Below are 20,198 nucleotides of genomic sequence, written 5' to 3' on the forward strand. Positions count from 1 at the left end.
GCCTACATACACATGATCGAGTGGAGCAAGCAGGACGCCCATATATATGGAATACAGAAAGGAGCTAGGATATTTCAAAAACACGAAATGGCCAACTAGCTTTGCGGCACTTCTACAAATCACACGCCAGTCGCCACTGCAGACATACAAATCGATACACGCAAAAGAGAACGCCAATGCAACCGATCCATACCATCAACGCCCGTGGCCACCTGATGCTAGGGATTATCCGGGACTTCTTCGATGTCGGCGCACCGGAAATGCAGAGGGAAATTCTTCACATGCACGGGGACACTGTCAGAATCCTCGCATCAAAGGGCATCGACTACGCCTCGCTCCGATCCGCGTTGGTACCCAAGGCTGACAAGCACGAAGCTGCCTTCGTCTTCGACTCTACAGAAATCGACTCAATGGCCTACGGTCGAGAGGTGTTATCCCACCTCCTTCCGCTTCTGGACAGGCGCGTAACGCAAAGCGTCCTTTGTGGGGACATTCTCTGCACAGATCAGAAACTGGCATTCGAAGTGCTGCAAGAGTCAATGCTTCTATCCCGCTCTTTTGAATTCCGCCATTCCACGCTCCTTTATGCGGTCTACGTCAACAATTTATCCGCTCCCGCCTTATTGCACCTTCATACGAAACTCACAAGATACCCCGCATATCTCGGTTATATCCCAACATCCACCGGGTCCGTGCGAAAACCATCCTCTCGTTCAGCATGGTCAATTTCTTCCTGAAGCACGGCAATACGATTATCCTTGGGCATGAGGATGATCGCCCGAACAGTGAGGACATCAACATCACGATGTACCCCTTGGAGAAATTTGGGTACAAGATAGCGAGCCTTCAGTCGAACTACTTCGGCATCTACCTGTCGTACAAGATCGAGAGGCCGGTTTTTTCGGCCTTCAAGGAGGATTCGGAAATGGCCCTAAATGCGATTTCCGACAACGTTATGCAGCTCCGCGATTTCACCGTCGTTCTTGACGAGGCCAAGCTCGGCTATCTGCAAAAAGCAAAGCAAGGAAAACTCGACTCGGCAGGGCTGGGAAACGCCGATAGAGATGAGATAGCAGCGCTGATCCAATCGAAGGTCAATTCCAGCTATATCTACAACCTCGAGCATCTCGAACAGCATAAGGTAATGAAGTTCAACCTCATGATCGAGTTGAAAAGACCGAGTGGTCCTCCGGCTCGGAGGTTAGTTGGACTCGAATACAAGCCGGATGAAAAAGAGCTCCGCGTACTAACATTTTTCTAGCCTGAAACTGATACCGGGTTGCCGCACACAGAAGCGAGATCCTAGTATTTTCAGCCGCGTGCATCCATTGAAAGTCTTCTCTACTGATGCAGACCAGCCGAACTATGGTTATCTGTACTAGCTCCGACCTGACCTGACACAACGCGTCAGATGACAGGCGGCTTCCGCCTGTGGGTTCAATCGGTCAACGCAACACATCGGTCAAATCGTTGAGCCGGTGTCTGGTAGTTGAGCATCTTTCTAGGGCATTCGTTCAACCTTCTGGCTACCTCGTCTAGTTTATCCAGCGGATAAGTGGACAGGTCCAGGCCCTTTGGAAAATACTGCCGCAACAACCCATTAGTATTTTCATTCGACCCGCGCGCCACACGAGACGTCATTATCCTCTTGACTCATCGAGTGTCCTGAGAAGAGTCACTCGCAGCATCATTAGAGAAACAAAGACGAGCTCCTCGAGATTCTCGGCTTCAGTCCCAGTGAAATGCTCACGAATTGAATTGAAGGTCCCCAGGCTCCTAGCTGGCTGGTTGGTTCCGTCGGAAACGGAAAGCGGATGCATCGCCGACATTGATTCGATGAAGCGAAAGACGCTCTCGCTGCTAGGTTTGTTATCAAGATTGTGTGCTAATTCATTCCTGAGTTTGTTCACTGCTCTTAGGCAGCTGATGACCTTGATGTCAAGCAGTGTGAGCACCTCACACTGAGAGACCTTTGCAAAGAACGTCGCGTCTCGCGAAGATGCACGCTTCCCAAGCTTCAACTTTGCCTCGCGAATAAGCGCCTCCATCATTGCCTCGAGTTCCAGATGGATGCTCAGGATCAGAGTACTGAGCCAGCGTTCTTGGATAAGTCTATTACGAAATGCGTTCAGCTTCGCGGCAGACTCCTTTGCAGCTGCCGCATCAAGGTCGAGGTTGTGATGCGGTTCGAATTCGTGCATGCGGATGTCCAACATAAAGAACAACTGGTTACGGTCCTGGAGTAGCTCCGAATGAATTCGCAATTCGGACCACTGCTCTTTTAAGACTTATATTTTCAGAAATTTCGCTTGGCACGAGTGGCTGCTCTTGGCGGCGCGGCACCTCCCGGAAAATTCACTCCAAAACTAGTTCAACACCGTCTTCTTGCTCAGAGCCACCCGGTCCATAATCTTTGATTATCTCAACGAGCCAATCGAATGTTGTCGGCCCTTCGTTGCGCTCTGCCTTTGATAAGTCAAGTTGCACACTGCAGACGTTATTTGAATGGCAGGTCTTTAACATAGCTCGAAGAACTCGCTCGAAGAACTCGCTGGGTTTCAATGTACCCAAGGTGCTTCATCGATAGACTATGATTTTTCCAAACCAGGACAAATCCACCGTCAGGGGTGCCGAAGCCACAACACCCCAAAATAGCGTGCGAGTACCTGATGGCGCGAGCCAATTATCTAAAATTTTCAACTAATGTAATCCCAATTTAAGTGCAGGCCGAGCAAGTGTCCGCTACTTGCAAACGAACGCGGTTTTAATAAAACCACCGCGTTCGGTCTTGGACGTTGCCGTGCTTCGGTAGCATCATCAACAGGCTGAATCTGTTCATCTGGAGCTGGGGGAATTCAACAGATCACTCCATTGGTGCTTTTTCCTGTCGCCACATCGAGCCCCAAATAACAACTGTACTCACCTTCATCAAGGATACAAACGAGATCGCCCTTGCGTCTTTCATGATAGCCGGCTGTCGCGGTGCACGCATGTTTCACGTCCGAGCCAATTTGACTGAACAAATCTTTCGCCAGCTCGCCGCTGAACATAAATGACACCTTCCGGTCTTTTGCTGTCGGCGGCAGCTTCTCCGACAGTGTTCCGCCATAGACATAGTAATCGCCTTTAAGTGGCGTAGCCAAATATCGGCCTTGCGGTTCTTTCTCGGCGGCTTGGCATACCGTGAACAGCGTCAGCATGCTGATCAGGATGAGTAGGCGGGCGTTCATAACATCTCCTTGATTTGAACATGGAAGTGGTCGCTGTGGCCGAGGGACGATGTCACGATGCCGCCGCCGATGGCCTGCTGGATCACGTCGTCGTTGAAGTAAATGAGGTTGACCATCGGGTGTTCAGCAAAGAGGCATATCAGCCTGAGTGTTGCATCGCGATCATAGATGGCATCGAAGCGCGAACAGCGAGCCGCTTGTCCAACCATCTTATCCTTCCGAACCGGGCGGCAATCCATTTCAATGCCCTTACGATGGGTGGCGTGATCGAATCTACTTCCATCAGCCAGGCTGATGTTTCCGATTCCGAATTTCCGGTCATCGATCGCCTGCCACTCGCGCTCGATGTAAAAAATCAGTGACATCAGGTTCGGGTGGGCGTACTGCGCCAGTGGTCCGGTCCCCGGCATGTTGTTCACATTCCCGTACACGTAATATCCTGCATCCTCTGGCGCTTGGGGCAGCATGATGAAGCCCTTTGAACTCCTCGGCTGAATTGGAACTCCCTTAGACATAGCCTACTCCTTCAGGCGCACTTGTTGCTGGAGAGATCCCAGCCGCCAGCCGTGTTGCCGCCCATGCCGCCGCCAATCTTCTGTTGGGTGTATTTCCATTTCACCTTGGAGAAGCGTATTCCGATAGCGTCATGCAAAATGTCACCTTCGTTCATCAACTGGTCCATGTTGGCGATCATGACGTTCTCCAGTTCGACCTCGTAATATTTCACAGGTTTTCCTTCGCCGTCGGCCCGCATGAATTCGAGCTTTGCCTTCGGGATGGTCTTGCCTGTAGAGCAGGTTTGCATCAGGATAGGTGACGCCATGTCGACAAGCTTGGAGAATGACAGGGTGCGATGTTCACAGCGCTCGGCGGTGTGGCCGCCCCCTGTTGATGAGGTGGCACTTCGGGGTTGTGCGACCCCCATATGGACCGAGGTTAGTTCTATCCATCCTTGGTGCGCAGAATCGGTCGATTCGCCCTTGATGCCGTCGATTTGCAAGTACACGTCAATTGCCATGATGTCTCCAGAGATAGTTGGGGTGCAAAGCATTGTTGCGATCACCGCTGGAGGATGGTTTGGGACTGATCAAGCCTTATGTCTATGAGAGTGCAAAGGCGTCGAAGTCGAGCGGGACTGAAGTTGTCAGTAGCGTTAGCTTAGGTGTCGTACTTTTATGAGCTTCGCTAAGCTCGCGAAGCCATCTTACCCGCGACCTGGCGCGTGAGCAGTCGCGCCAGGCAGCAAGCCGGTCCGCAATGACCGCCGGGGCGCCACGGATCAAGGTCCGCCTCTGCCGCCCACGGCGCCGTACACTTGGCCGGTGGAATAGCTCGACTCATTGGACGCGAGCAGCACATAGATGCCCGCCAGTTCGGCCGGCTGGCCTGGCCGCTTCAACGGCGTATCGGCGCCGAATTCCGGCAACTTGTCCACCGGCTGACCGCCGGTCACCTGCAAAGGCGTCCAGAACGGTCCCGGCGCCACCGCGTTGACGCGGATGCCCTTCGGCGCCAGTTGCTTGGCCAGGCCTTTGGTGAAGATCATGATCGCGCCCTTGGTGGCGGCGTAATCGATCAGGTTTTCGCTTGGCTCATAGGCGTTGACCGACGTGGTGTTGATGATGGTCGCGCCCGGCTTGAGCAGCGGCACGGCCGCCTTGGTGATCCAGAACATCGCGTAGACATTGGTCTTGAAGGTTTCGTCAAACTGCGCGGTGGTCATGTCCAGGATGGAGTCGCGCGAGAATTGGCGGGCGGCGTTGTTGACTAGAATGTCCAGCCCGCCCAGCTCGCGTGCGGCGTCGGCCACCAGCTTTTTACAGAAAGCCTCATCCTTGATGTCGCCGGGAATGGCGACTGCCTTGCGGCCTTCGGCGCGGATCAACGCCACCACTTCGCGCGCATCGGCTTCCTCGGCCGGCAAATAATTAATGGCAACGTCCGCGCCTTCGCGCGCGAAGGCAATGGCGGCGGCGCGGCCGATGCCGGAATCGCCGCCGGTCAACAAGGCCTTGCGGCCTTTGAGCCGCCCCGATCCCTTGTAACTGGTTTCGCCATGGTCCGGGCGCGGATTCATTTTGCTGGTCAAGCCGGGCCATGGTTGTTGCTGCTTGGGAAATGGCGGGGCTGGATAGGCGGTGACGGGATCTTTGGGCGGCATGTCGGCGCCACTGGCGTTGCCACTTTGGGCGCGCGCGGGCGCCAGGGCGGCGCCCATCAGGCCGGTGGCGGCGGCGCCGACCAGTGCGCGGCGCGAAGAGTTGGGAGCGGTCATCGTAGGTCCTTTCTTCAATGGTGAGTAACCATCTTTCGTGCTTTTTCGGTTGCGGACTGTGCGGAACTTCGCATACAGCCGCAGCGCCAAAAAGTATCCTGAAAGTCCATTTTGAAAAAGGAGAACGCCATGCCCACCGGTGCCAGTCCAAAGCGCGAGCGCGAGTACAAAAAGATCGAGCGGAAATTCAAAAAAGAGGGGCGCTACAAAGGCCGGGAAGAAGAGGTCGCCTCGCGCATCGTCAACAAACAGCGCGCCCAAGCCGGTGAGACAAAAAAATCCAGCCACAGGCCGCCCAGCCGCTCGGCCTCCCGTCGCAAGAGCAGCAGCGCGCGCTCGCGCTCACGCCGCAGCAAATGAATCAGTAGTTCGCTGAAGGAGCAGATGGGCAATATCCTGCCTGGACGGATGCGCAGGGCAATGATGTCGGCTGCACTGAGTCAATCTGACGAATACCGAGGCTTCCCGGTATCAGGCTTCCAGCGGTGCAGTCTCCGATCGCGCCTGCACCGCAGCGGCAAGAACGTCGAGCACGTCAAGCAGCACGGCGACCGCGTCGGGAATCGCCAGGATATCGGCGTCGCTTGCATGGCTGTTGTTGATGGGAACAGCTAGATACGCGCCCTCGACCACTTGGGCACCCATCACCACCAATGTCTTGCGCAGTGCTTCCGGCGCATAGAGGGATCGTGACGAGGCGATCAATAACCCGACGGGCTTGTCGACAAGCTCTCCTGAGCCGACGATCCAGTCGAGCGCGTTCTTGATGACGCCGGTCACGCCGTGCGCGTATTCCGGGCTGGCGATTACGACGGCATCGGCCTCCCGCAGCGCGGCGCGCAGCGCGTGCACGGAAGGCGCTTCGTGGCCTTCCAGATCCGGATTGAACAAGGGAACCGATGCCAGGTCGGCATACAGGCTGAAGTGGATGCCCTCTTGCGCCACTTGGGCCATCGCGTTGAGCATCGCGGTGTTGACGGAGGCAGCCCTCAGGCTGCCGGATAGTCCCAGAATTTTCACCATGTCAGATCGTGGCGATGGCTTAGTTTTTCCGCAGCACGACATGCGTCGCAGCTTGCGTCGGCACATGTTCGGTGCAGCGGAATCCCAAGCTTGCCAGGTCCAGTCCCGCGAACAACGATTCACCCGATCCGAGCAGCACAGGCGAGATCGCCAGATGCATCTCGTCGACCAGGCCGGCCTGCAGATACTCACGAACGGTGGCCACGCCACCGCCTAACCGCACGTCCTTGCCGTTCGCGGCTTTCATCGCTTGAGCGTAGGCGGACTCGATACCGTCAGTGACGAAATAGAAGGTGGTCCCGCCTTTCATCTCCAGCGGCGCGCGCGCGTGGTGGGTCAGCACGAACACGGGAACGTGGTACGGCGGTTCATCGCCCCACCAGCCCTTCCAGTTATCGTCCGGCCACTCTCCACGGATCGGACCGAACATATTCCGGCCCAGGATCCAGGCGCCGATGTTCTCGAAGCCGCGCGCGGCGAAATCCTCGTCAGGGCCGTCCGTTCCTTTGCTTTCGTCTCCCAGCATGCGCTGGAAGGTACGGGTGCCGCGGAACCAATTGTGCAGTTCCTCCGCGTTCTTACCCATCGGTTTCTCCAGGCTCTGGTCCGGGCCCGCGCCGTAGCCGTCGAGCGACACGGTGAAGCACTGTACTTTGAGCTCGGCCATCACATCTCCTTCGCGTTGAGGCGATTAAATCGGAGCTTAAATATGAGGCATCCAGAAGAAAAATGCAAACAATCGGAAAACGTCTTCAAGCGCTTCCACCTCGGGGCCTAGCCCGCGCACGTTACAACCCGTAACAGCTTCAACTGCGGTCGCCTGTTAATCTACATTCATACTTTTCAGCAAGGAAGGATGTCGATTATGGGCGCTCATGCGAGGCATTTTAAAACTGCGGTGTCGTCGTCGTTGATACTGAGCCTGCTGGTTCTCGCGGGTTGCAACAAGCCCGGCGATACACCGCAGCAGACCAGCGCGGCGCCCACCGCGACATCTCCGCAGCCGGCGCCGTACACGCCGCCGACTGCCGATCAGCTGTCGCAGATGGTCGCGCCGATCGCCCTCTTCCCGGACAAGCTGGTCGGCCAGGTGCTGGCCGGCGCGACGTATCCGGACCAGATCTCCGCCGCCAACCAGTGGCTGGCCCAGAACCCATCGTTGAAGGGGGAGCCGCTGCAGGCGGCCGAGGCCAGCCAGCCGTGGGACGTCAGCGTCAAATCGCTGACCACCTTCCCCAGCGTGCTGGGCCAAATGGCAAATAACATCCAGTGGACGACAGCGCTGGGCGAGGCCTATGTCAACGATCCGAACGATGTGATGAACGCGATCCAGGTGCTGCGCTCGCGCGCCCAGCAGTCCGGCAACCTGAAAACGTCACCGCACCTGAGGGTCTCGACCGTTGTCCATACTGCGCCGGCAACGACCTACATCACGGAGTCGCCGTCGGAACCGGTGGTCTACTCGGGGCCGGCGGTCATACCGCCGCCGCCGCAAACCATCGTCATCGAGCCGGCGCAGCCGGATGTCGTCTATGTGCCGCAGTACAATCCGACCGTCGTCTATGGCGCGCCAATGCCGGTGTACCCGGGCTGGACTTATCATCAACCTGCCTACAGCACCGAGACGCTGGTGACGACCGGCGCGTTATCGTTCGGCATAGGCGTGCTGGTGGGCGCGGCGGTAAGCCATCATCATGACTGGGGCTGGAATGCGTGGGGCGTCAACTGGGGCGGGCCCGCTCCGGATCGCGGCTACGATGGCGGCTGGCATCGCCCTGCGGTGGTGTACAACAATTCGACTTATATTTCGAAATCGGTGACGGTCGTGAATCATGTGAATAACATCAACGTTACCAACAACAACTATCGGACCACCAACAACGTCAACAACGTTGTCAACCGCACGCAAAACTTCGCCATCAACAATGCCGCGCCACGACCCGCAGCCATGATGAACGCGCCGCACTTCGCGCCCAATGCCGCGCCAGTTCCCCCTGCCCATGTGGCTGCGATGGCGGCCAATCCGCCGTCGCAGCGCCAGGGCGGGATGATGAGCATGCCGCACTTCACGCAGCGCGATGCCGTTCCCGGCTCACGTCCGATGCCTGCCACGCCGGCACAGCCGATGCACGCCGCCGCAGCTCCTCACTTGAATCAATTGGCGGCGGTGCCGCACAACGCGCCGACGCCACCAATGGCTCAGCGCGACCTGCACCAGCCGCCACCAGTGGCGCACGCATCGTCGGCCGCGAAGATGGCGCCGCCTGAAGCGATGAAACCCCCACATGAAGAGCGCCGAGTCGACCGAATGCCAGCCCAGGCGCAGATGGAGCGGCCGCACGCCGATGCGATGCGCGAGCACATGGAGCAAGAAAGAAGCGCCGCCCTGACGCACCTCCCGCCAGCCCCGCGCGCGGAGCCCGGCATGCAGCACGCGCCGTTGCCGAACCGCGAAGCCGATCATCCTAGCCATGTGCAGCCCCAGGCGATGCACCAGGACGTGCTGGCTGCGCATAACGCGCATCCCCGCCCTGTCGAGCAACATCCGGTCAAGCATGTGGAGAAGCATGAGCAAAGCGCCCACAATCATGACAAGCATGCGGCGCCGGAGCGGCATGGCTAACGTCGGGGTCTCCATCGGTGCTTCCGTGCGTGGCGGCAACAATGCACATCACGTCATGGTATAATTGACAACTAAATGGAGACCCGTGAATGAATATTGAAATAGCCAACATTTTCGACATCGACGCAGCGGCGGTATTGTTTAACGAGTACCGCGTTTTCTACGGCAAGCCATCCGATCCGGAAGCGGCCAAACGCTTCCTGTCGGAACGGATGATTCACCAGCAATCGGTGATCCTGCTGGCGCGCGACGAAGCCGGCGCGAATGTCGGCTTCGCGCAGCTCTATCCGATCTACTCTTCCGTATCGATGCGCAAGAAATTTATCCTGAACGACTTGTATGTGGTCCCGCAGGCGCGCGGCACGGGGCGCGGCAAGGCCTTGCTGGACAAGGCGAAAGTGGTCGCCAGGGAGTACGGCGCGCTGGCGCTGACGCTGTCCACGGCGGTCGACAACGAAAGCGCGCAACAGCTGTATCGGTCGAATGGCTGGGAGCTGGACAAGGACTACCTCACCTTCGAGTTTTCCCTGTAACGACAAGCCATGCCGGCTACTTGCAAACGAACACGGTTTCGACAAAAGCGCCGCGTTCGGTCTTGGACGTTGCAGTGCATTCGGTAGCATCGACCGGAATGCGTTTGAAGAGCTGCAGCGGACCGTAGCCGCAGTACAGCCAAGTCTCGTAGGGGTGCGGCAGGTCGAGCTTCCAGCGCGTGACCCCGGTTTCCCGATCGCCGTTCTTCGAGATTTTCGCGTCGTATGGCTTGAGGTAGCCGGACTCGTCCGGTGCGCCATGCAGCAATCCGGCGCCTTCCAGTCGCCATTCTTGCGGCATCACGGCCGTCCATCCTGCTGGCGGGCGATCGGCCTTGAAGGCGTCCGGCGTGAGCCAGAGCGGGCAGTCGAAGCGCTGCTCGGTGCCGCCGCTCGCAAGCGGCATGCCGAACAAGCAGCTTGCCCCAAGCGCAAGCACAACAGGAAATCCACGACGGTTCATCGCTCAATCACATAAAAAGCGAGGGCGTTGTCGCTCGGGGTCATAAACGTGCCGTCCGCTTTACGCTGCTTGTGCGGGGGCGGTATCCTGATCAGCCGGCGTTCGATATAGGGACGGCCCTTGTCGCCCTTCCATATCGACGCAGCTACCCGAGCCGGCAAGGGGCTGGTGCCAGAGCTGCTCTACTTCACGATACACGAATGGCATAGATTTCTCCTTCGCCACGGCGTATGGTGGCGCCTCGCCATCGTTGTTCAGGCACGGCGATGCGGTTTTGAGCGGAGACAACCCATATCCATATACCCATATGGACACAGGCAATTTTTGCCTGATGTCGCGTGAATGCAGCGTCGGCGCGAGCGGATCCCGCGCGAAAAGTTTATGCGGCCTGCGCGCCCCGCCCCGGCCTACTGCAATTGGGCGAGCCAAACCGTGCGGCCGCGACAGCTTTGGTCGTTGGCGACGTTGGCGAGGACGGCGAAACCTTCGTTCTCCAGCAGTTGCCGGTACTCCGCCGGATCGAGGCTGGCGTGATACAAGGGCTCTCCTTCGAGGCTTCCCATCGCCTCGCCATGCGCCGGCCCGCTGGTGAACATCAGCATCGCGCGCGGCGCGGCGTGCGCCCGAAAAACCGCGAACATGCCGCGCTGGTCTTTGTGATTCAGGTGGAAAAAACTGTCCCAGGCAAGGATGCCTTGAAACCGCTGTTCGAGGCGTAAGGTTCGCATGTCGGCGACCCGCGCCCGTTGGTGCGGCAGGCATGCCCTGAACATGGCCACCATCGCGGCGGATGAATCGACGCCCGTCACCGCGTGGCCGCGCACGCTCAAATACCTGGCGATCGGTTCGCCCGCGCCACAGCCAAGATCAAGCACGGCCGCGCCTTTGGGGATGTCTGCGGTGAAGCGGTCGAGCCATCCACGTTCGAATAGTTCGCGTTCACGCAGGCGGGCCTCCACCCAGGTGGCGGCGTGGCGTTCGTAGAGGTCGACAATGGCGTCGGCGGCGGGATTCAATGGCAACACCTTTGCTTTTAGTGCGGCGCGCGTTCCTCGGGCCGCAACGTCAACACCTGCACGCCGTGTCGCGTCACGGCCACTGTATGCTCGAACTGCGCGGACAGCTTGCCGTCCGTCGTCACGACGGTCCAACCGTCGTCCTCGGTCCGCACGGTGCGGCGGCCTTCGTTGAGCATCGGTTCGATGGTGAACACCATGCCCTCCTGTAACACCAGTCCGGTCTGCGGCTTGCCCCAATGCAGCACCTGCGGCGGTTCGTGCATTTCCCGGCCGATCCCGTGCCCGCAATACTCGCGCACCACCGAGTAGCCGTGGCGCCGCGCGTGGCGCTCGATCGCATGGCCGACGTCGCCCAGCCTGGCGCCCGGACGGACCGCCTTGATGCCCTTCCACATGGCCTCATAGGTCACCTGCACCAGCCGTTTGGCCATCGGCGACACCTCGCCGACGAAGTAGGTCTTGCTGGAATCGGCGATGAATCCGTTCTTTTCCAGCGTGATGTCGAAGTTGACGATGTCGCCGTCGCGCAGGATATCCGTGGCCGACGGCACGCCGTGGCACACCACGCTGTTGCGGGACGAATTGAGCGCATAGGCGAATCCGTACTGCCCCTTGCTGGCCGGACGCGCGCTCAGTTCGTTGACGATGAAGCTGTCGACCATGTCGTTGACCTGCATGGTCGACATGCCGATCAGGCTGAATTGGTCCAGGTGGCCGAACACGCTGGCCAGCAACTTGCCCGATTCCGCCATCAGGGCGATTTCCTCCGGCCGCTTGGTCATCCCAGCGCGCTCCTGAACGTCTGCGTGTCGAGGTCGACGCCGACCCCGGCCGCCCGCAGCTCCCCGGCGACGATCTCGTTGAAGCTCAGTGTCGGATTCATTTCGCACAACATGCCGATCTTGATCCAGAACGCCGCCTGCGCGTTGATCGAACGGCAGCCGACGCCGCTGGCTTTGCGGATCTGGTCGTGCAGATTGTCGTCGATGTTGACGATGCCCATATTTAATCCTATATACGAAGTGTATATGGATTGTATATTCATCCGGCGGCGCCGCGCAATCGCTTTTTCAGGCCGCGTGATCCTCGGGGATAGTCCGCACCACCAAAAAGTGGTACGACATGGCGCCGGCGAAGGCGATGGCGGCGCCGGTCAGCAGCGCCGGCACGAACGACCACGTTTGCGCGATGTAGCCGGTCAGCACGGGCGCCAGCGCGCCGCCCAGAAAGCCGCCGAAGTTCTGGATCGCGCCGAGCGAGGCGATGCGGCTGGGCGGCGCCGCCACCGTCGCCAGCGACCACGCGCTGGCCGACGAGGCGTTGGCCAGGAAGATGACGATCGAGATGCAGGCGACGGCGACGACGTTGCTGTCGGCCAGCGCGGCCGGTATCGTGAACGCCACCATGCCCAGCGTGGCCACCACCACCGCGTTGCGCCGGCCCGAGACCGGCGAGGCGGCGCGGCGGGCGACGCGGTCCGACGCCCAGCCGGCCAGCAAGGCGCCGGCGAAGCCGCAAATAAACGGGATCGAGGCCGCCAGGCCGGCGTACGCCAGGTCCATATGCCGTTCGGTGCGCAAATAACCCGGCAGCCACGTCAGGTACACCCAGTTCAGGTAGACCGAGCCGAAGAAGCCGAGCATCATGCCCCAGGTGGTGCGGTGGCGGAACAGCGCGCACCAGGCGGCAAAGCTGGTCGTGGCCGCGCCGGCGCCGGCGCCGCCGCCATCCAGATAGGCGCGCTCGGCGGCGTTCATGCTTGCCGCGACCGGATCGCGGTACAGCGCCACCCACACCAGCGCCGCCACCAGGCCCAGCGCGCCGGTGGCGAAGAAGGCCCAGTGCCAGCTGGTGGCGGCGATCAGCGGCGTCAGGCACAGCGGCGCGAGCGCCACGCCCAGCGGCGAGGCCGAATTGTAGACGCCGGTCGGCGCGCCGCGCGAACGGGGCGGGAACCAGTTGCTGACCACCCGCGCCGCCGCCGGGAACTGCGGCGCCTCGCCGATGCCGAGCGCGATGCGCGCCAGCACGAACCAGCCGAAGGTGGAGGCCAGGCCGCCGGCCGCCTGCGCCAGCGACCACAGCACCAGGCCGCCGCCGAGCAGCCAGCGCGGCCCCACCTTGTCGACCAGCGCGCCCACCGGCAGCTGGCACAGCGCGTAGCTCCACGAGAACGCCGACAGCAGCAGGCCCATCTGGCCGAGCGAGAGGCCGAGGTCGGCGCGGATGTATTCGTTGGCCACCGCCAGGGTGGCGCGGTCGAGGTAGTTGATGACGCCGCACACCACCAGCAGCACCAGCGCCAGGGTTTGGCTGCGGCGGATGCGGGCGGGGGTGTCGTTACCGGAGATTTTGAGCATGTCGGCTTTTCAAATGCGGGCTGCGCGGGGTTATCCACCCGGAACAACCGGGAAAAGACGGCGAGTATAGTTCACGCCGCGCCGGCCGGCCCGTCGTCGATCCGGGCCAGCCGGTCGGCGCGCTCCTGGGCGGTGTGGAAGCCGGCCGCGCCCAAGGTCATGCCGGCCGCGCCCAGCGCGAAACCGGCCAGTTGCAAGCCCGACTCGACCGCCTCCGACACCACCTCGGTGGCGCCGGCCTTCTTCAGCGCCAGCGCGTGTTTTTCGTCGCGCGCCCGGGCCACCAGGCACAGTTGCGGATAGTGCCGGCGCAGCGCGCCGACCGCGTGCAGCGCCGCGCGCGGATCGTCCATGGTCAGCACCACGCAGACGGCGTCGTTGACGCCCAGCCGGCGCAACAGCTCGGGCAACGAGGCGTCGCCCGAGAAGACGCGGTCGCCGTGGCGCTGGCTTCTGGCGCGCTCGACCAGATGGCGGTCGCGCTCGACCGCGACGTAGGCGATGCCCTGTTTGTCGAGCACGTCGGCGATCAACCGTCCCACCCGGCCGAAGCCGCCGATGATGACGTGCCCGCCCAGCCGGCTGGCGGCGCGCGGCTGGCCGGGCGCTTGGGCGGCGTCGGCGCCGGCCGCCGCGCGCTTGGCCAGCGCCGCGCCCGCCGCGGCGGCGGCCGGCGCCAGCAGCATGCTCAGGCTGACCACCAGCAGCAGGAATTGGCTGGCCTCCGGCGTCAGCAGCCGCGTGCTGACGGCGTAGGCGAGGATGATGAAGGCGAACTCGCCGCCGTGGCCCAGCAGCAGCCCGGCCTGCAGCGCGGGCGCCCATCCCAGCCGCGCCAGCAACACCGTCACCACCAGCGCCTTCACCACGAGCAGCCCCAGCACCGACGCCGGCAGCAGCAGCGGGAACTGGGCCGCCAGCCGCAGGTCGACCTGCATCCCCACCGCCATGAAGAACAGCCCCATCAGCAGCCCTTTGAACGGCTCGACGATGATCTCCACCTCGTACTGGAACTCGGTGTCGGCCAGCAGCAGGCCGGCCAGCAACGCCCCCAGCGCCAGCGACAAGCCGCTGGCCGCCGTCAGGGCGGCGATGCCCAGCGCCAGCAACAGGATCAGCGCGACGAACACCTCCGGCTGGCGCTGGACGGCGGGCGACGCCAGCAAGGGCCTGGCGACGCGCCGTCCGATCACGTACAGCAGCGTGATGGTGGCGGCCGCCTTGGCGACGGCAATCGCCAATGCCCACCCCAGCGCCTGCCCCGCGCCGCCGGCCAGGCCTTCGACCAGGATCAGCGCCGGCACCACGGCCAGGTCCTGCAGCATCAGGATGGCGAAGCACTTCTGGCCCAGCGCGGTTTTCAAGGTGTGCTGCTTGTTCATCAGCTCGACCGCGACGGCGGTGCTGGACATCGCCAGCGTCAGTCCGACCGCCATGGCGGCGGCCGGCGGGTTGCCGAACAGGAAGGCGATCAGGCCGATCGCGCCGGCGGTGATGCCGACCTGGGCCGCGCCGGTGCCGAACACGTCGCGCCGCAACGCCCACAGCCGCGTCGGCGACAGCTCCAGCCCGATCATGAACATCAGGAACACGATGCCCAGCTCGGCCAGCGATTTGATGCGCTCGACGTCCTGGAACGTCACCAGCGCCAGCCACGGCACGCCGCCGGCCCAGTCGCCGATGCCGTGGGGACCGAAAAAGATGCCGACCACCAGGAATCCCAGCATCTGGTTGACGCGCAGCCGCTGCAGCGCCGGCACCAGGATGCCGGCCAGCGCCAGGAACAACAGGGTTTCACGGAGGTGGGATGCTGGCATGGGGGCGGCGGGGTCATGGAGTTGGGTCGAGTGTAGGGGCTGGCCTGCGTTGGCGCAAGCGATAGCGGCCACGCCGGGTTCCCGTGCCGGACCGTTCCGGTTTCTTTCCCTACTGTCCGCTAGCGCGGCTCGGCCGCCTTGCCGGCTTTGCCGTCGGTCAGCAGGTCGACCGCCGGCAGGTCGACCACCACCCGGTCGCGGCCGCTGTCCTTGGCCACGTACAGCGCCTCGTCGGCGCGCTTGATGGCGTCGCCGATGTCGTCGTTCGGCGTGAGCTCGGCCACGCCGAACGAGGCGGTGATGCCGTGCCCGGTGGACCAGCGCGTGTTCTTCAGGCCGACGCGCAATTTCTCCGCCAGCACGCGCGCCTGCTCGGCGCCGGTGCCCGAGCAAATGATCAGGAACTCCTCGCCGCCCCACCGCACCAGCTTGTCGCTGGAGCGGATGCCGGCCGTGATCACGGCGGCGAACTGGCGCAGCACGGCGTCGCCGGCGTCGTGGCCGTGCTCGTCGTTGATGTGCTTGAAGTGGTCGATGTCGGCGAACACCACCGACATCGGCGCGGCCAGGATGGCGGGCGTGCTCATCAGCGCGGCGCGCAGCCCCTGGCGGTTCAGCGCGCCCGTCAGCGGGTCGGTGTTGACCTGCTCGACCAGCTCGCGCGCCTCCAGCTGCAGCGCGCGGTTGACCTCGCTAAGCAAGCTCAAGCGCTTGCTGCTGTGGCGCAGCTGGCGGCGCAGCTGCAGCGACGCCATCAGCGGCCAGCCGGCCGCGCACAGTATCCACGCGCCCATCAGCAGCATGTAGAGCCGGCCCTGGCTGATCCATTTGCCGTGGAAGCGCAGCGCGCGCAACTCGACGACGTGTTCGCCGGCGTCGCCGGTGGCGCCGGTGTGCAGTTCGACGCGCGTGACGTTGTCGATGCGCATGCCGGACTCCTCGAGCGGCACTTTCTTCCAATCGACCCACCAGGTGGCCGTGTGGAACACGTTCAGCGGAATTTGCGTCACGCCCTGCGTCGGCACCGTGAATTCGAGTTCGTTCACTTTGAGCGACATCCAGTCGTCCAAGGTCGAGAAGTTCGGTTCGAAGTTCAACAACATGACGCGCAGCGCGTGGCGCCCCGGGCCGCTGTAGCGCGCGTCGATGCTGACCGAGTCGAACTCCGACAGGTCCAGGCCCTTGGTGCCCTGGCCGACGAAAAACATGTATTTGCAGTGGGGCCAATCGATCTTGTGCGTCAGCTGGCAGCGCATGCGCAACACGCCGCCGCCGCGTTCGAGCGTGGCGACGCTGCCGCCGCCGCTGCCGCGGTCGTCCGACACTTCCAGCGGGGTCTTTTTACGGTCGGACAGTTCGATGACCCTTTCCATCCCGTAGTGATGCCACGTCAGCAAGCCGATGGTCGCGGCCAACAGCGCGCCGGTGACATAACGCATGAAGGCGGGAACGTGTGGCGCGGGGTCGGGGCGCATCAGGGCGGCGCGCCCGTCAGCCGCGCGATTTCCACCCACCCGTGTTCGTCGAAAATCGGGCACTCCTCGGCCAGCCGGACGGCGTCGTTGAAATCGGTGGCCGCCACCAGCGAGTAACCGGCCAGCGAACTGCCGGACAGCTTGGGGCCGAGCAGCCGGCTGCTGACCTCGACGCTGTTGTGGGTGACGCCGCCACGGTCGATGAGCGCGGCGCCGAGCGCGTCGAACCAGGCCGACCAGCGTCCGCCGTCGTGCTGCGCGGCCGCCGACGTGCCGCCGGGAGCGCCGCGATAGACGATCAGGAATCGCTCCATGTTGTCTCCTCCTCATCGAACGGGAAAGCGCGGCGCCAGGTGCCGCGGCCAGACTGAAACCTTAGCAGAAGCGGGAGGGCGGCGACGCACCGCTGATGGCGCCGCGCCCGGCGTGCGCGCCCGCGCCGGGCGCCATCGATGCGGCCGGCGTCGGACCTGGATTCATGATTTCTGGTATTTTGTGGGACGCATAGTTGAAAGGCACACATGAACGATCTCTCCACCTTCCCCATCACCAAAAAATGGCCGGCGCGCCACCCCGACCGTATCCAGCTATATTCGCTGCCAACCCCGAACGGCGTCAAGGTTTCGATCATGCTGGAGGAAACCGGGCTGCCGTACGAGCCGCACCTGGTCAATTTCGACACCGGCGACCAGCTGTCGCCGGAATTCCTGTCGCTCAATCCGAACAACAAGATCCCCGCCATCCTCGACCCGGACGGGCCGGACGGCAAGCCGCTGGCGCTGTTCGAATCGGGCGCGATCCTGATCTATCTGGCGGCCAAGAGCGGCCGCTTGCTGCCGGCCGACACCGCCGGGCGCTACGAGGCGCTGCAGTGGCTGATGTTCCAGATGGGCGGCATCGGTCCGATGTTCGGCCAGGTCGGGTTCTTCCACAAGTTCGCCGGCAAGGACTACGAGGACAAGCGTCCGCGCGACCGCTACGTGGCCGAGGCCAAGCGCCTGCTGGGCGTGCTCAACGAGCAGCTGGCGACGCGCCGCTGGGTGGTCGGCGACGAGTACACGATCGCCGACATCGCCATCTTCCCGTGGGTGCGCAACCTGGTCGGCTTTTATGGCGCCGGCGAGCTGGTGGGCATCGCCGACTTCCCGCACGTGACGCGCGCGCTGGAGGCGTTCGTCGCCCGGCCGGCCGTGGCCAGGGGGCTGGAGATACCGAAGCGGGCCTAGTCGGCCAGCGATGCGCCGTCGGCGGCTCGCCGATGGCGGATTACGCTGCGCTAATCCGCCCTACGTGGCTCCGTGGTTCCTTGGTTCCGTGGCGCGGCGTCCGTTTAATACTTGACGAACTTCGATTCGTCCGGCGCCACGCCGGCCAGGTCGACGTGGCGCGCCGTCAGCGTGCTGCGCGCGGTGGTCCGCGGTTGCTGGCGTGGCGCAACGCTCCTGGCGGTGCCGCCGCCATGGCTGATCTTGAAGAAGCTCATCGCCTGCTGCAGCTCCTCGGCCTGGCTGCTCATCTGCTCGGCCGTCGACGCCAGCTCCTCCGAGCCGGCCGCGTTTTGCTGCGTGGTCTGGCTCAGCTGGGCGATGGCGCCGTTGATCTGCGCCAGCCCCGACGACTGCTCCTCCGACGCCGCCGTGATCTCCTGCACCAGCTCGGACGTCTTTTTGATGTTGGGCACCATCGCGCCCAGCATCTGGCCGGCCTGCTCGGCCAGGCTGACGCTGCTGGTGGCGACCTCGCCGATCTCCTGCGCGGCGATCTGGCTGCGCTCGGCCAGCTTGCGCACCTCGGCCGCGACCACGGCGAAGCCCTTGCCGTGCTCGCCCGCGCGCGCCGCCTCGATGGCCGCGTTCAGCGCCAGCAGGTTGGTCTGGTAGGCGATGTCGTCGATGATCAGCACCTTGGCGGCGATCTGCTTCATCGCCGACACCGTCGAGCGCACCGCCTCGCCGCCCTCGGTGGCCTCGCTCGCCGCGCGGCTGGCCATGGCGTCGGTGACCTTGGCGTTGTCGGTGTTTTGCGCCACCGACGCCGTCATCTGCTCGACCGACGCCGAGGTCTCCTCGACGCCGGCGGCCTGCTCGCTGGCCGCCTGCGCCAGCGAGTTGGCCGTCGCGCTGACCTCCTCGGAGGCGGCCGCCAGCCCCTCGGCGTTGGCGTTGACCTCGGCCACCACCTGCGCCAGCTTGGCGACGGTGTTGTTGGCATATTTTTTCAGCTCGCCGAACGCGCCCTCGTACGGCTTGTCGATGGTCTGCGTCAGGTCGCCTTCCGACATCGCGCCCATGACCCGCACCACGTCGTCGATGCTGGCGCCGGTGGTGGTGGCCAGCTGGTTCAAGCCCTCGCCCATCTCGCGCTGGAAGCCCTGCAGGCCGTTGAGGTCGATGCGCGCGGCGAAGTTGCCGCGGTTGGCCGCCTCCACCACCGAGCGCTGGCCGTCGATCACTTGCTTCAGTTTGCCCACCATCTGCTTGACGTTGAGCAGCAGGCTGCCGCGGTCGCCCGGCTTGGTCTGCACCTCGCCGCTGAGGTCGCCGTCGGAAATGCGCCGCATCACCTCGGCCGCGTAGCTCGGCTCGCCGCCGAGGGTCTTGACCAGGCTGGCGGTGATCAGCCACGCCAGTACCACCGCCGCCAGCACCGCCGCCACCGACAGCGTGACGATCGTGGTGCGCGTGGTCTCGTAGTTGGCGTTGGCGGTGACACGCTCCTGGTCCATCAGCTCGTTCTGGAACTTGACCAGCGCCTCGAGCGACGCCAGGTAGCCGCTATTGACGACGGCGAACTGCTCCTTCAGATAGACCACCGCTTTCTTGGGATCGCTCTTCATCAGCTCGTACATCTCGTTGTACGCGGGATTGAGCTGGCTGTTCTTGTCGGTGATTTCCTTGAACATCACGCGCGCCTTGGGCAGGGTCAACAGCTTGTCGAGCTTGGCCAGCGCCTCGCCCACCTTGACCCGGTTGCCCTCCGCGATGGCGCGGTATTTCTCGCGCTCCTCGTCGCTGCTGGCCAGCAGCATGCTGCGCATCTGGCGGCCGTTGTCGAGCGTGCGCATGGCCGCCTCGTTGGCCAGCAGCACCTTCGGATAGCGGTCCTCCATGATCAGGTCCCTGTCCTCGTCCATGGCCGCCATGCGCTGCATGCTGACCAGCGACAGCACCAGCAACAACAGCACCACCGCGCCGAATCCCAGCGCGAGCCGGACCGCCACCTTCATGTTTGCAAACATAATTTCTCCTAAAGCGGATGCATCGCCGCCGCGCGCACGGCGCGCGGGCGATGGTTCGTGGACAAGCGAAAATGCGTCAGCGGGGAAGCGCCGTGGAGGCTAGCGATATACAAGCGGCGTTTCGGCTCGTCGTCGGATCGGG

22 protein-coding genes and 1 pseudogene are annotated in these 20,198 nt (G+C 62.7%); 6 read left to right on the top strand and 17 right to left on the bottom strand.

Features of this window, described 5'->3' with window-relative positions; translation table 11 throughout:
• Positions 1 to 176 precede the first annotated feature (176 nt).
• Positions 177 to 737 (top strand): hypothetical protein, encoded by a 561-nt coding sequence (locus JOD97_RS19200; protein WP_209721673.1) that lies wholly within the window; start codon positions 177 to 179, stop codon positions 735 to 737.
• The gene (locus tag JOD97_RS19205) at positions 719 to 1,261 is read left to right on the top strand and encodes a hypothetical protein (RefSeq protein ID WP_209721676.1); all 543 of its coding nucleotides are present in this window, start codon (positions 719 to 721) and stop codon (positions 1,259 to 1,261) included. The genes JOD97_RS19200 and JOD97_RS19205 overlap by 19 nt, the downstream gene beginning before the upstream one ends.
• Positions 1,262 to 1,437: 176 nt before the next feature.
• Here the strand turns inward: JOD97_RS19205 and JOD97_RS19210 are convergent.
• From JOD97_RS19210 to JOD97_RS19235, 6 genes and pseudogenes are all read right to left on the bottom strand, one after another.
• Positions 1,438 to 1,623 (bottom strand): annotated as a pseudogene (locus tag JOD97_RS19210) (transposase); the annotation flags it as partial.
• A gap of 17 nt (positions 1,624 to 1,640) precedes the next feature.
• Complete coding sequence (locus JOD97_RS19215) at positions 1,641 to 2,201, bottom strand: hypothetical protein (RefSeq protein ID WP_209721679.1); 561 nt, start codon at positions 2,199 to 2,201, stop codon at positions 1,641 to 1,643.
• Between the two features lie 654 nt (positions 2,202 to 2,855).
• A complete protein-coding gene (locus tag JOD97_RS19220) occupies positions 2,856 to 3,230 on the bottom strand; it encodes a hypothetical protein (protein ID WP_209721682.1) in 375 nt (124 codons plus the stop codon).
• The gene (locus tag JOD97_RS19225) at positions 3,227 to 3,745 is read right to left on the bottom strand and encodes a hypothetical protein (RefSeq protein WP_209721685.1); all 519 of its coding nucleotides are present in this window, start codon (positions 3,743 to 3,745) and stop codon (positions 3,227 to 3,229) included. Before JOD97_RS19225 ends, JOD97_RS19220 begins: the two co-directional genes overlap by 4 nt.
• Positions 3,746 to 3,756: 11 nt before the next feature.
• The gene (locus JOD97_RS19230) at positions 3,757 to 4,248 is read right to left on the bottom strand and encodes a type VI secretion system tube protein Hcp (protein ID WP_209721688.1); all 492 of its coding nucleotides are present in this window, start codon (positions 4,246 to 4,248) and stop codon (positions 3,757 to 3,759) included.
• Between the two features lie 261 nt (positions 4,249 to 4,509).
• Positions 4,510 to 5,505 carry an SDR family oxidoreductase gene (locus JOD97_RS19235; protein ID WP_209721691.1) on the bottom strand — a complete coding sequence of 332 codons (996 nt, stop codon included), beginning with the start codon at positions 5,503 to 5,505 and terminating at the stop codon, positions 4,510 to 4,512.
• 129 nt (positions 5,506 to 5,634) lie between these two features.
• Between JOD97_RS19235 and JOD97_RS19240 the strand changes: the two genes are divergently transcribed.
• Complete coding sequence (locus JOD97_RS19240; RefSeq protein WP_209721694.1) at positions 5,635 to 5,865, top strand: hypothetical protein; 231 nt, start codon at positions 5,635 to 5,637, stop codon at positions 5,863 to 5,865.
• A 111-nt stretch (positions 5,866 to 5,976) separates the two neighbouring features.
• Here JOD97_RS19240 and JOD97_RS19245 read toward each other — a convergent pair whose 3' ends face one another.
• Positions 5,977 to 6,528 (bottom strand): NADPH-dependent FMN reductase, encoded by a 552-nt coding sequence (locus JOD97_RS19245; protein WP_209721697.1) that lies wholly within the window; start codon positions 6,526 to 6,528, stop codon positions 5,977 to 5,979.
• Between the two features lie 19 nt (positions 6,529 to 6,547).
• A complete protein-coding gene (locus JOD97_RS19250; RefSeq protein WP_209721700.1) occupies positions 6,548 to 7,195 on the bottom strand; it encodes a dihydrofolate reductase family protein in 648 nt (215 codons plus the stop codon).
• A 198-nt stretch (positions 7,196 to 7,393) separates the two neighbouring features.
• On the opposite strand from JOD97_RS19250, the gene JOD97_RS19255 reads away from it, so the two are divergent.
• Positions 7,394 to 9,151, top strand: a complete 1,758-nt coding sequence (locus JOD97_RS19255) for a DUF3300 domain-containing protein (RefSeq protein WP_209721703.1) — start codon at positions 7,394 to 7,396, stop codon at positions 9,149 to 9,151.
• 89 nt (positions 9,152 to 9,240) lie between these two features.
• On the top strand, positions 9,241 to 9,684 hold the full coding sequence (locus tag JOD97_RS19260) for a GNAT family N-acetyltransferase (protein ID WP_209721706.1): 444 nt from the start codon (positions 9,241 to 9,243) through the stop codon (positions 9,682 to 9,684).
• Positions 9,685 to 9,700: 16 nt separating this feature from the next.
• On the opposite strand, the gene JOD97_RS19265 is transcribed toward JOD97_RS19260, so the two are convergent.
• From JOD97_RS19265 to JOD97_RS19300, 8 genes are all read right to left on the bottom strand, one after another.
• Entirely contained in the window at positions 9,701 to 10,147 is a 447-nt protein-coding gene (locus tag JOD97_RS19265) for an STY0301 family protein (protein WP_209721709.1), read from the bottom strand.
• Positions 10,148 to 10,554: 407 nt separating this feature from the next.
• On the bottom strand, positions 10,555 to 11,163 hold the full coding sequence (locus tag JOD97_RS19270) for a trans-aconitate 2-methyltransferase (protein ID WP_229264565.1): 609 nt from the start codon (positions 11,161 to 11,163) through the stop codon (positions 10,555 to 10,557).
• 17 nt (positions 11,164 to 11,180) lie between these two features.
• Positions 11,181 to 11,948, bottom strand: a complete 768-nt coding sequence (gene map, locus JOD97_RS19275; protein ID WP_209721712.1) for a type I methionyl aminopeptidase — start codon at positions 11,946 to 11,948, stop codon at positions 11,181 to 11,183.
• A complete protein-coding gene (locus tag JOD97_RS19280) occupies positions 11,945 to 12,169 on the bottom strand; it encodes a ParD-like family protein (protein ID WP_209721715.1) in 225 nt (74 codons plus the stop codon). Before JOD97_RS19280 ends, map begins: the two co-directional genes overlap by 4 nt.
• Before the next feature lie 67 nt (positions 12,170 to 12,236).
• Positions 12,237 to 13,526, bottom strand: coding sequence for an MFS transporter (locus JOD97_RS19285; protein WP_209721720.1), 1,290 nt, complete (start codon positions 13,524 to 13,526; stop codon positions 12,237 to 12,239).
• A 71-nt stretch (positions 13,527 to 13,597) separates the two neighbouring features.
• Entirely contained in the window at positions 13,598 to 15,343 is a 1,746-nt protein-coding gene (locus JOD97_RS19290) for a cation:proton antiporter (RefSeq protein ID WP_209721723.1), read from the bottom strand.
• A 119-nt stretch (positions 15,344 to 15,462) separates the two neighbouring features.
• On the bottom strand, positions 15,463 to 16,818 hold the full coding sequence (locus JOD97_RS19295; protein ID WP_209721726.1) for a GGDEF domain-containing protein: 1,356 nt from the start codon (positions 16,816 to 16,818) through the stop codon (positions 15,463 to 15,465).
• Positions 16,818 to 17,132, bottom strand: a complete 315-nt coding sequence (locus tag JOD97_RS19300; protein WP_209721729.1) for a hypothetical protein — start codon at positions 17,130 to 17,132, stop codon at positions 16,818 to 16,820. Before JOD97_RS19300 ends, JOD97_RS19295 begins: the two co-directional genes overlap by 1 nt.
• Before the next feature lie 207 nt (positions 17,133 to 17,339).
• On the opposite strand from JOD97_RS19300, the gene JOD97_RS19305 reads away from it, so the two are divergent.
• Positions 17,340 to 18,044, top strand: coding sequence for a glutathione binding-like protein (locus tag JOD97_RS19305; protein ID WP_209721732.1), 705 nt, complete (start codon positions 17,340 to 17,342; stop codon positions 18,042 to 18,044).
• 104 nt (positions 18,045 to 18,148) lie between these two features.
• Here the strand turns inward: JOD97_RS19305 and JOD97_RS19310 are convergent, their stop codons facing one another.
• Positions 18,149 to 20,056: a methyl-accepting chemotaxis protein gene (locus JOD97_RS19310; protein WP_209721735.1), complete on the bottom strand. Its 1,908-nt coding sequence runs from the start codon at positions 20,054 to 20,056 to the stop codon at positions 18,149 to 18,151.
• Between the last annotated feature and the right edge of the window lie 142 nt (positions 20,057 to 20,198).

It is taken from the genome of Duganella sp. 1411 (assembly GCF_017833525.1).
Taxonomy (GTDB): domain Bacteria; phylum Pseudomonadota; class Gammaproteobacteria; order Burkholderiales; family Burkholderiaceae_D; genus Rugamonas.

Excerpts from the sequence above, each read along its gene's own strand:
- JOD97_RS19235 (WP_209721691.1), bottom strand. The coding sequence starts at position 5,505 with ATGACCGCTCCCAACTCTTCGCGCCGCGCACTGGTCGGCGCCGCCGCC.
- JOD97_RS19280 (WP_209721715.1), bottom strand. The coding sequence starts at position 12,169 with ATGGGCATCGTCAACATCGACGACAATCTGCACGACCAGATCCGCAAA.
- JOD97_RS19255 (WP_209721703.1), top strand. The coding sequence starts at position 7,394 with ATGGGCGCTCATGCGAGGCATTTTAAAACTGCGGTGTCGTCGTCGTTG.
- JOD97_RS19265 (WP_209721709.1), bottom strand. The coding sequence starts at position 10,147 with ATGAACCGTCGTGGATTTCCTGTTGTGCTTGCGCTTGGGGCAAGCTGC.
- JOD97_RS19250 (WP_209721700.1), bottom strand. The coding sequence starts at position 7,195 with ATGGCCGAGCTCAAAGTACAGTGCTTCACCGTGTCGCTCGACGGCTAC.
- JOD97_RS19300 (WP_209721729.1), bottom strand. The coding sequence starts at position 17,132 with ATGGAGCGATTCCTGATCGTCTATCGCGGCGCTCCCGGCGGCACGTCG.
- JOD97_RS19260 (WP_209721706.1), top strand. The coding sequence starts at position 9,241 with ATGAATATTGAAATAGCCAACATTTTCGACATCGACGCAGCGGCGGTA.
- JOD97_RS19205 (WP_209721676.1), top strand. The coding sequence starts at position 719 with ATGGTCAATTTCTTCCTGAAGCACGGCAATACGATTATCCTTGGGCAT.
- JOD97_RS19290 (WP_209721723.1), bottom strand. The coding sequence starts at position 15,343 with ATGCCAGCATCCCACCTCCGTGAAACCCTGTTGTTCCTGGCGCTGGCC.
- JOD97_RS19215 (WP_209721679.1), bottom strand. The coding sequence starts at position 2,201 with ATGCACGAATTCGAACCGCATCACAACCTCGACCTTGATGCGGCAGCT.
- JOD97_RS19305 (WP_209721732.1), top strand. The coding sequence starts at position 17,340 with ATGAACGATCTCTCCACCTTCCCCATCACCAAAAAATGGCCGGCGCGC.
- JOD97_RS19310 (WP_209721735.1), bottom strand. The coding sequence starts at position 20,056 with ATGTTTGCAAACATGAAGGTGGCGGTCCGGCTCGCGCTGGGATTCGGC.
- JOD97_RS19200 (WP_209721673.1), top strand. The coding sequence starts at position 177 with ATGCAACCGATCCATACCATCAACGCCCGTGGCCACCTGATGCTAGGG.
- JOD97_RS19240 (WP_209721694.1), top strand. The coding sequence starts at position 5,635 with ATGCCCACCGGTGCCAGTCCAAAGCGCGAGCGCGAGTACAAAAAGATC.
- JOD97_RS19230 (WP_209721688.1), bottom strand. The coding sequence starts at position 4,248 with ATGGCAATTGACGTGTACTTGCAAATCGACGGCATCAAGGGCGAATCG.
- JOD97_RS19295 (WP_209721726.1), bottom strand. The coding sequence starts at position 16,818 with ATGCGCCCCGACCCCGCGCCACACGTTCCCGCCTTCATGCGTTATGTC.
- JOD97_RS19220 (WP_209721682.1), bottom strand. The coding sequence starts at position 3,230 with ATGAACGCCCGCCTACTCATCCTGATCAGCATGCTGACGCTGTTCACG.
- JOD97_RS19285 (WP_209721720.1), bottom strand. The coding sequence starts at position 13,526 with ATGCTCAAAATCTCCGGTAACGACACCCCCGCCCGCATCCGCCGCAGC.
- map (WP_209721712.1), bottom strand. The coding sequence starts at position 11,948 with ATGACCAAGCGGCCGGAGGAAATCGCCCTGATGGCGGAATCGGGCAAG.
- JOD97_RS19245 (WP_209721697.1), bottom strand. The coding sequence starts at position 6,528 with ATGGTGAAAATTCTGGGACTATCCGGCAGCCTGAGGGCTGCCTCCGTC.
- JOD97_RS19225 (WP_209721685.1), bottom strand. The coding sequence starts at position 3,745 with ATGTCTAAGGGAGTTCCAATTCAGCCGAGGAGTTCAAAGGGCTTCATC.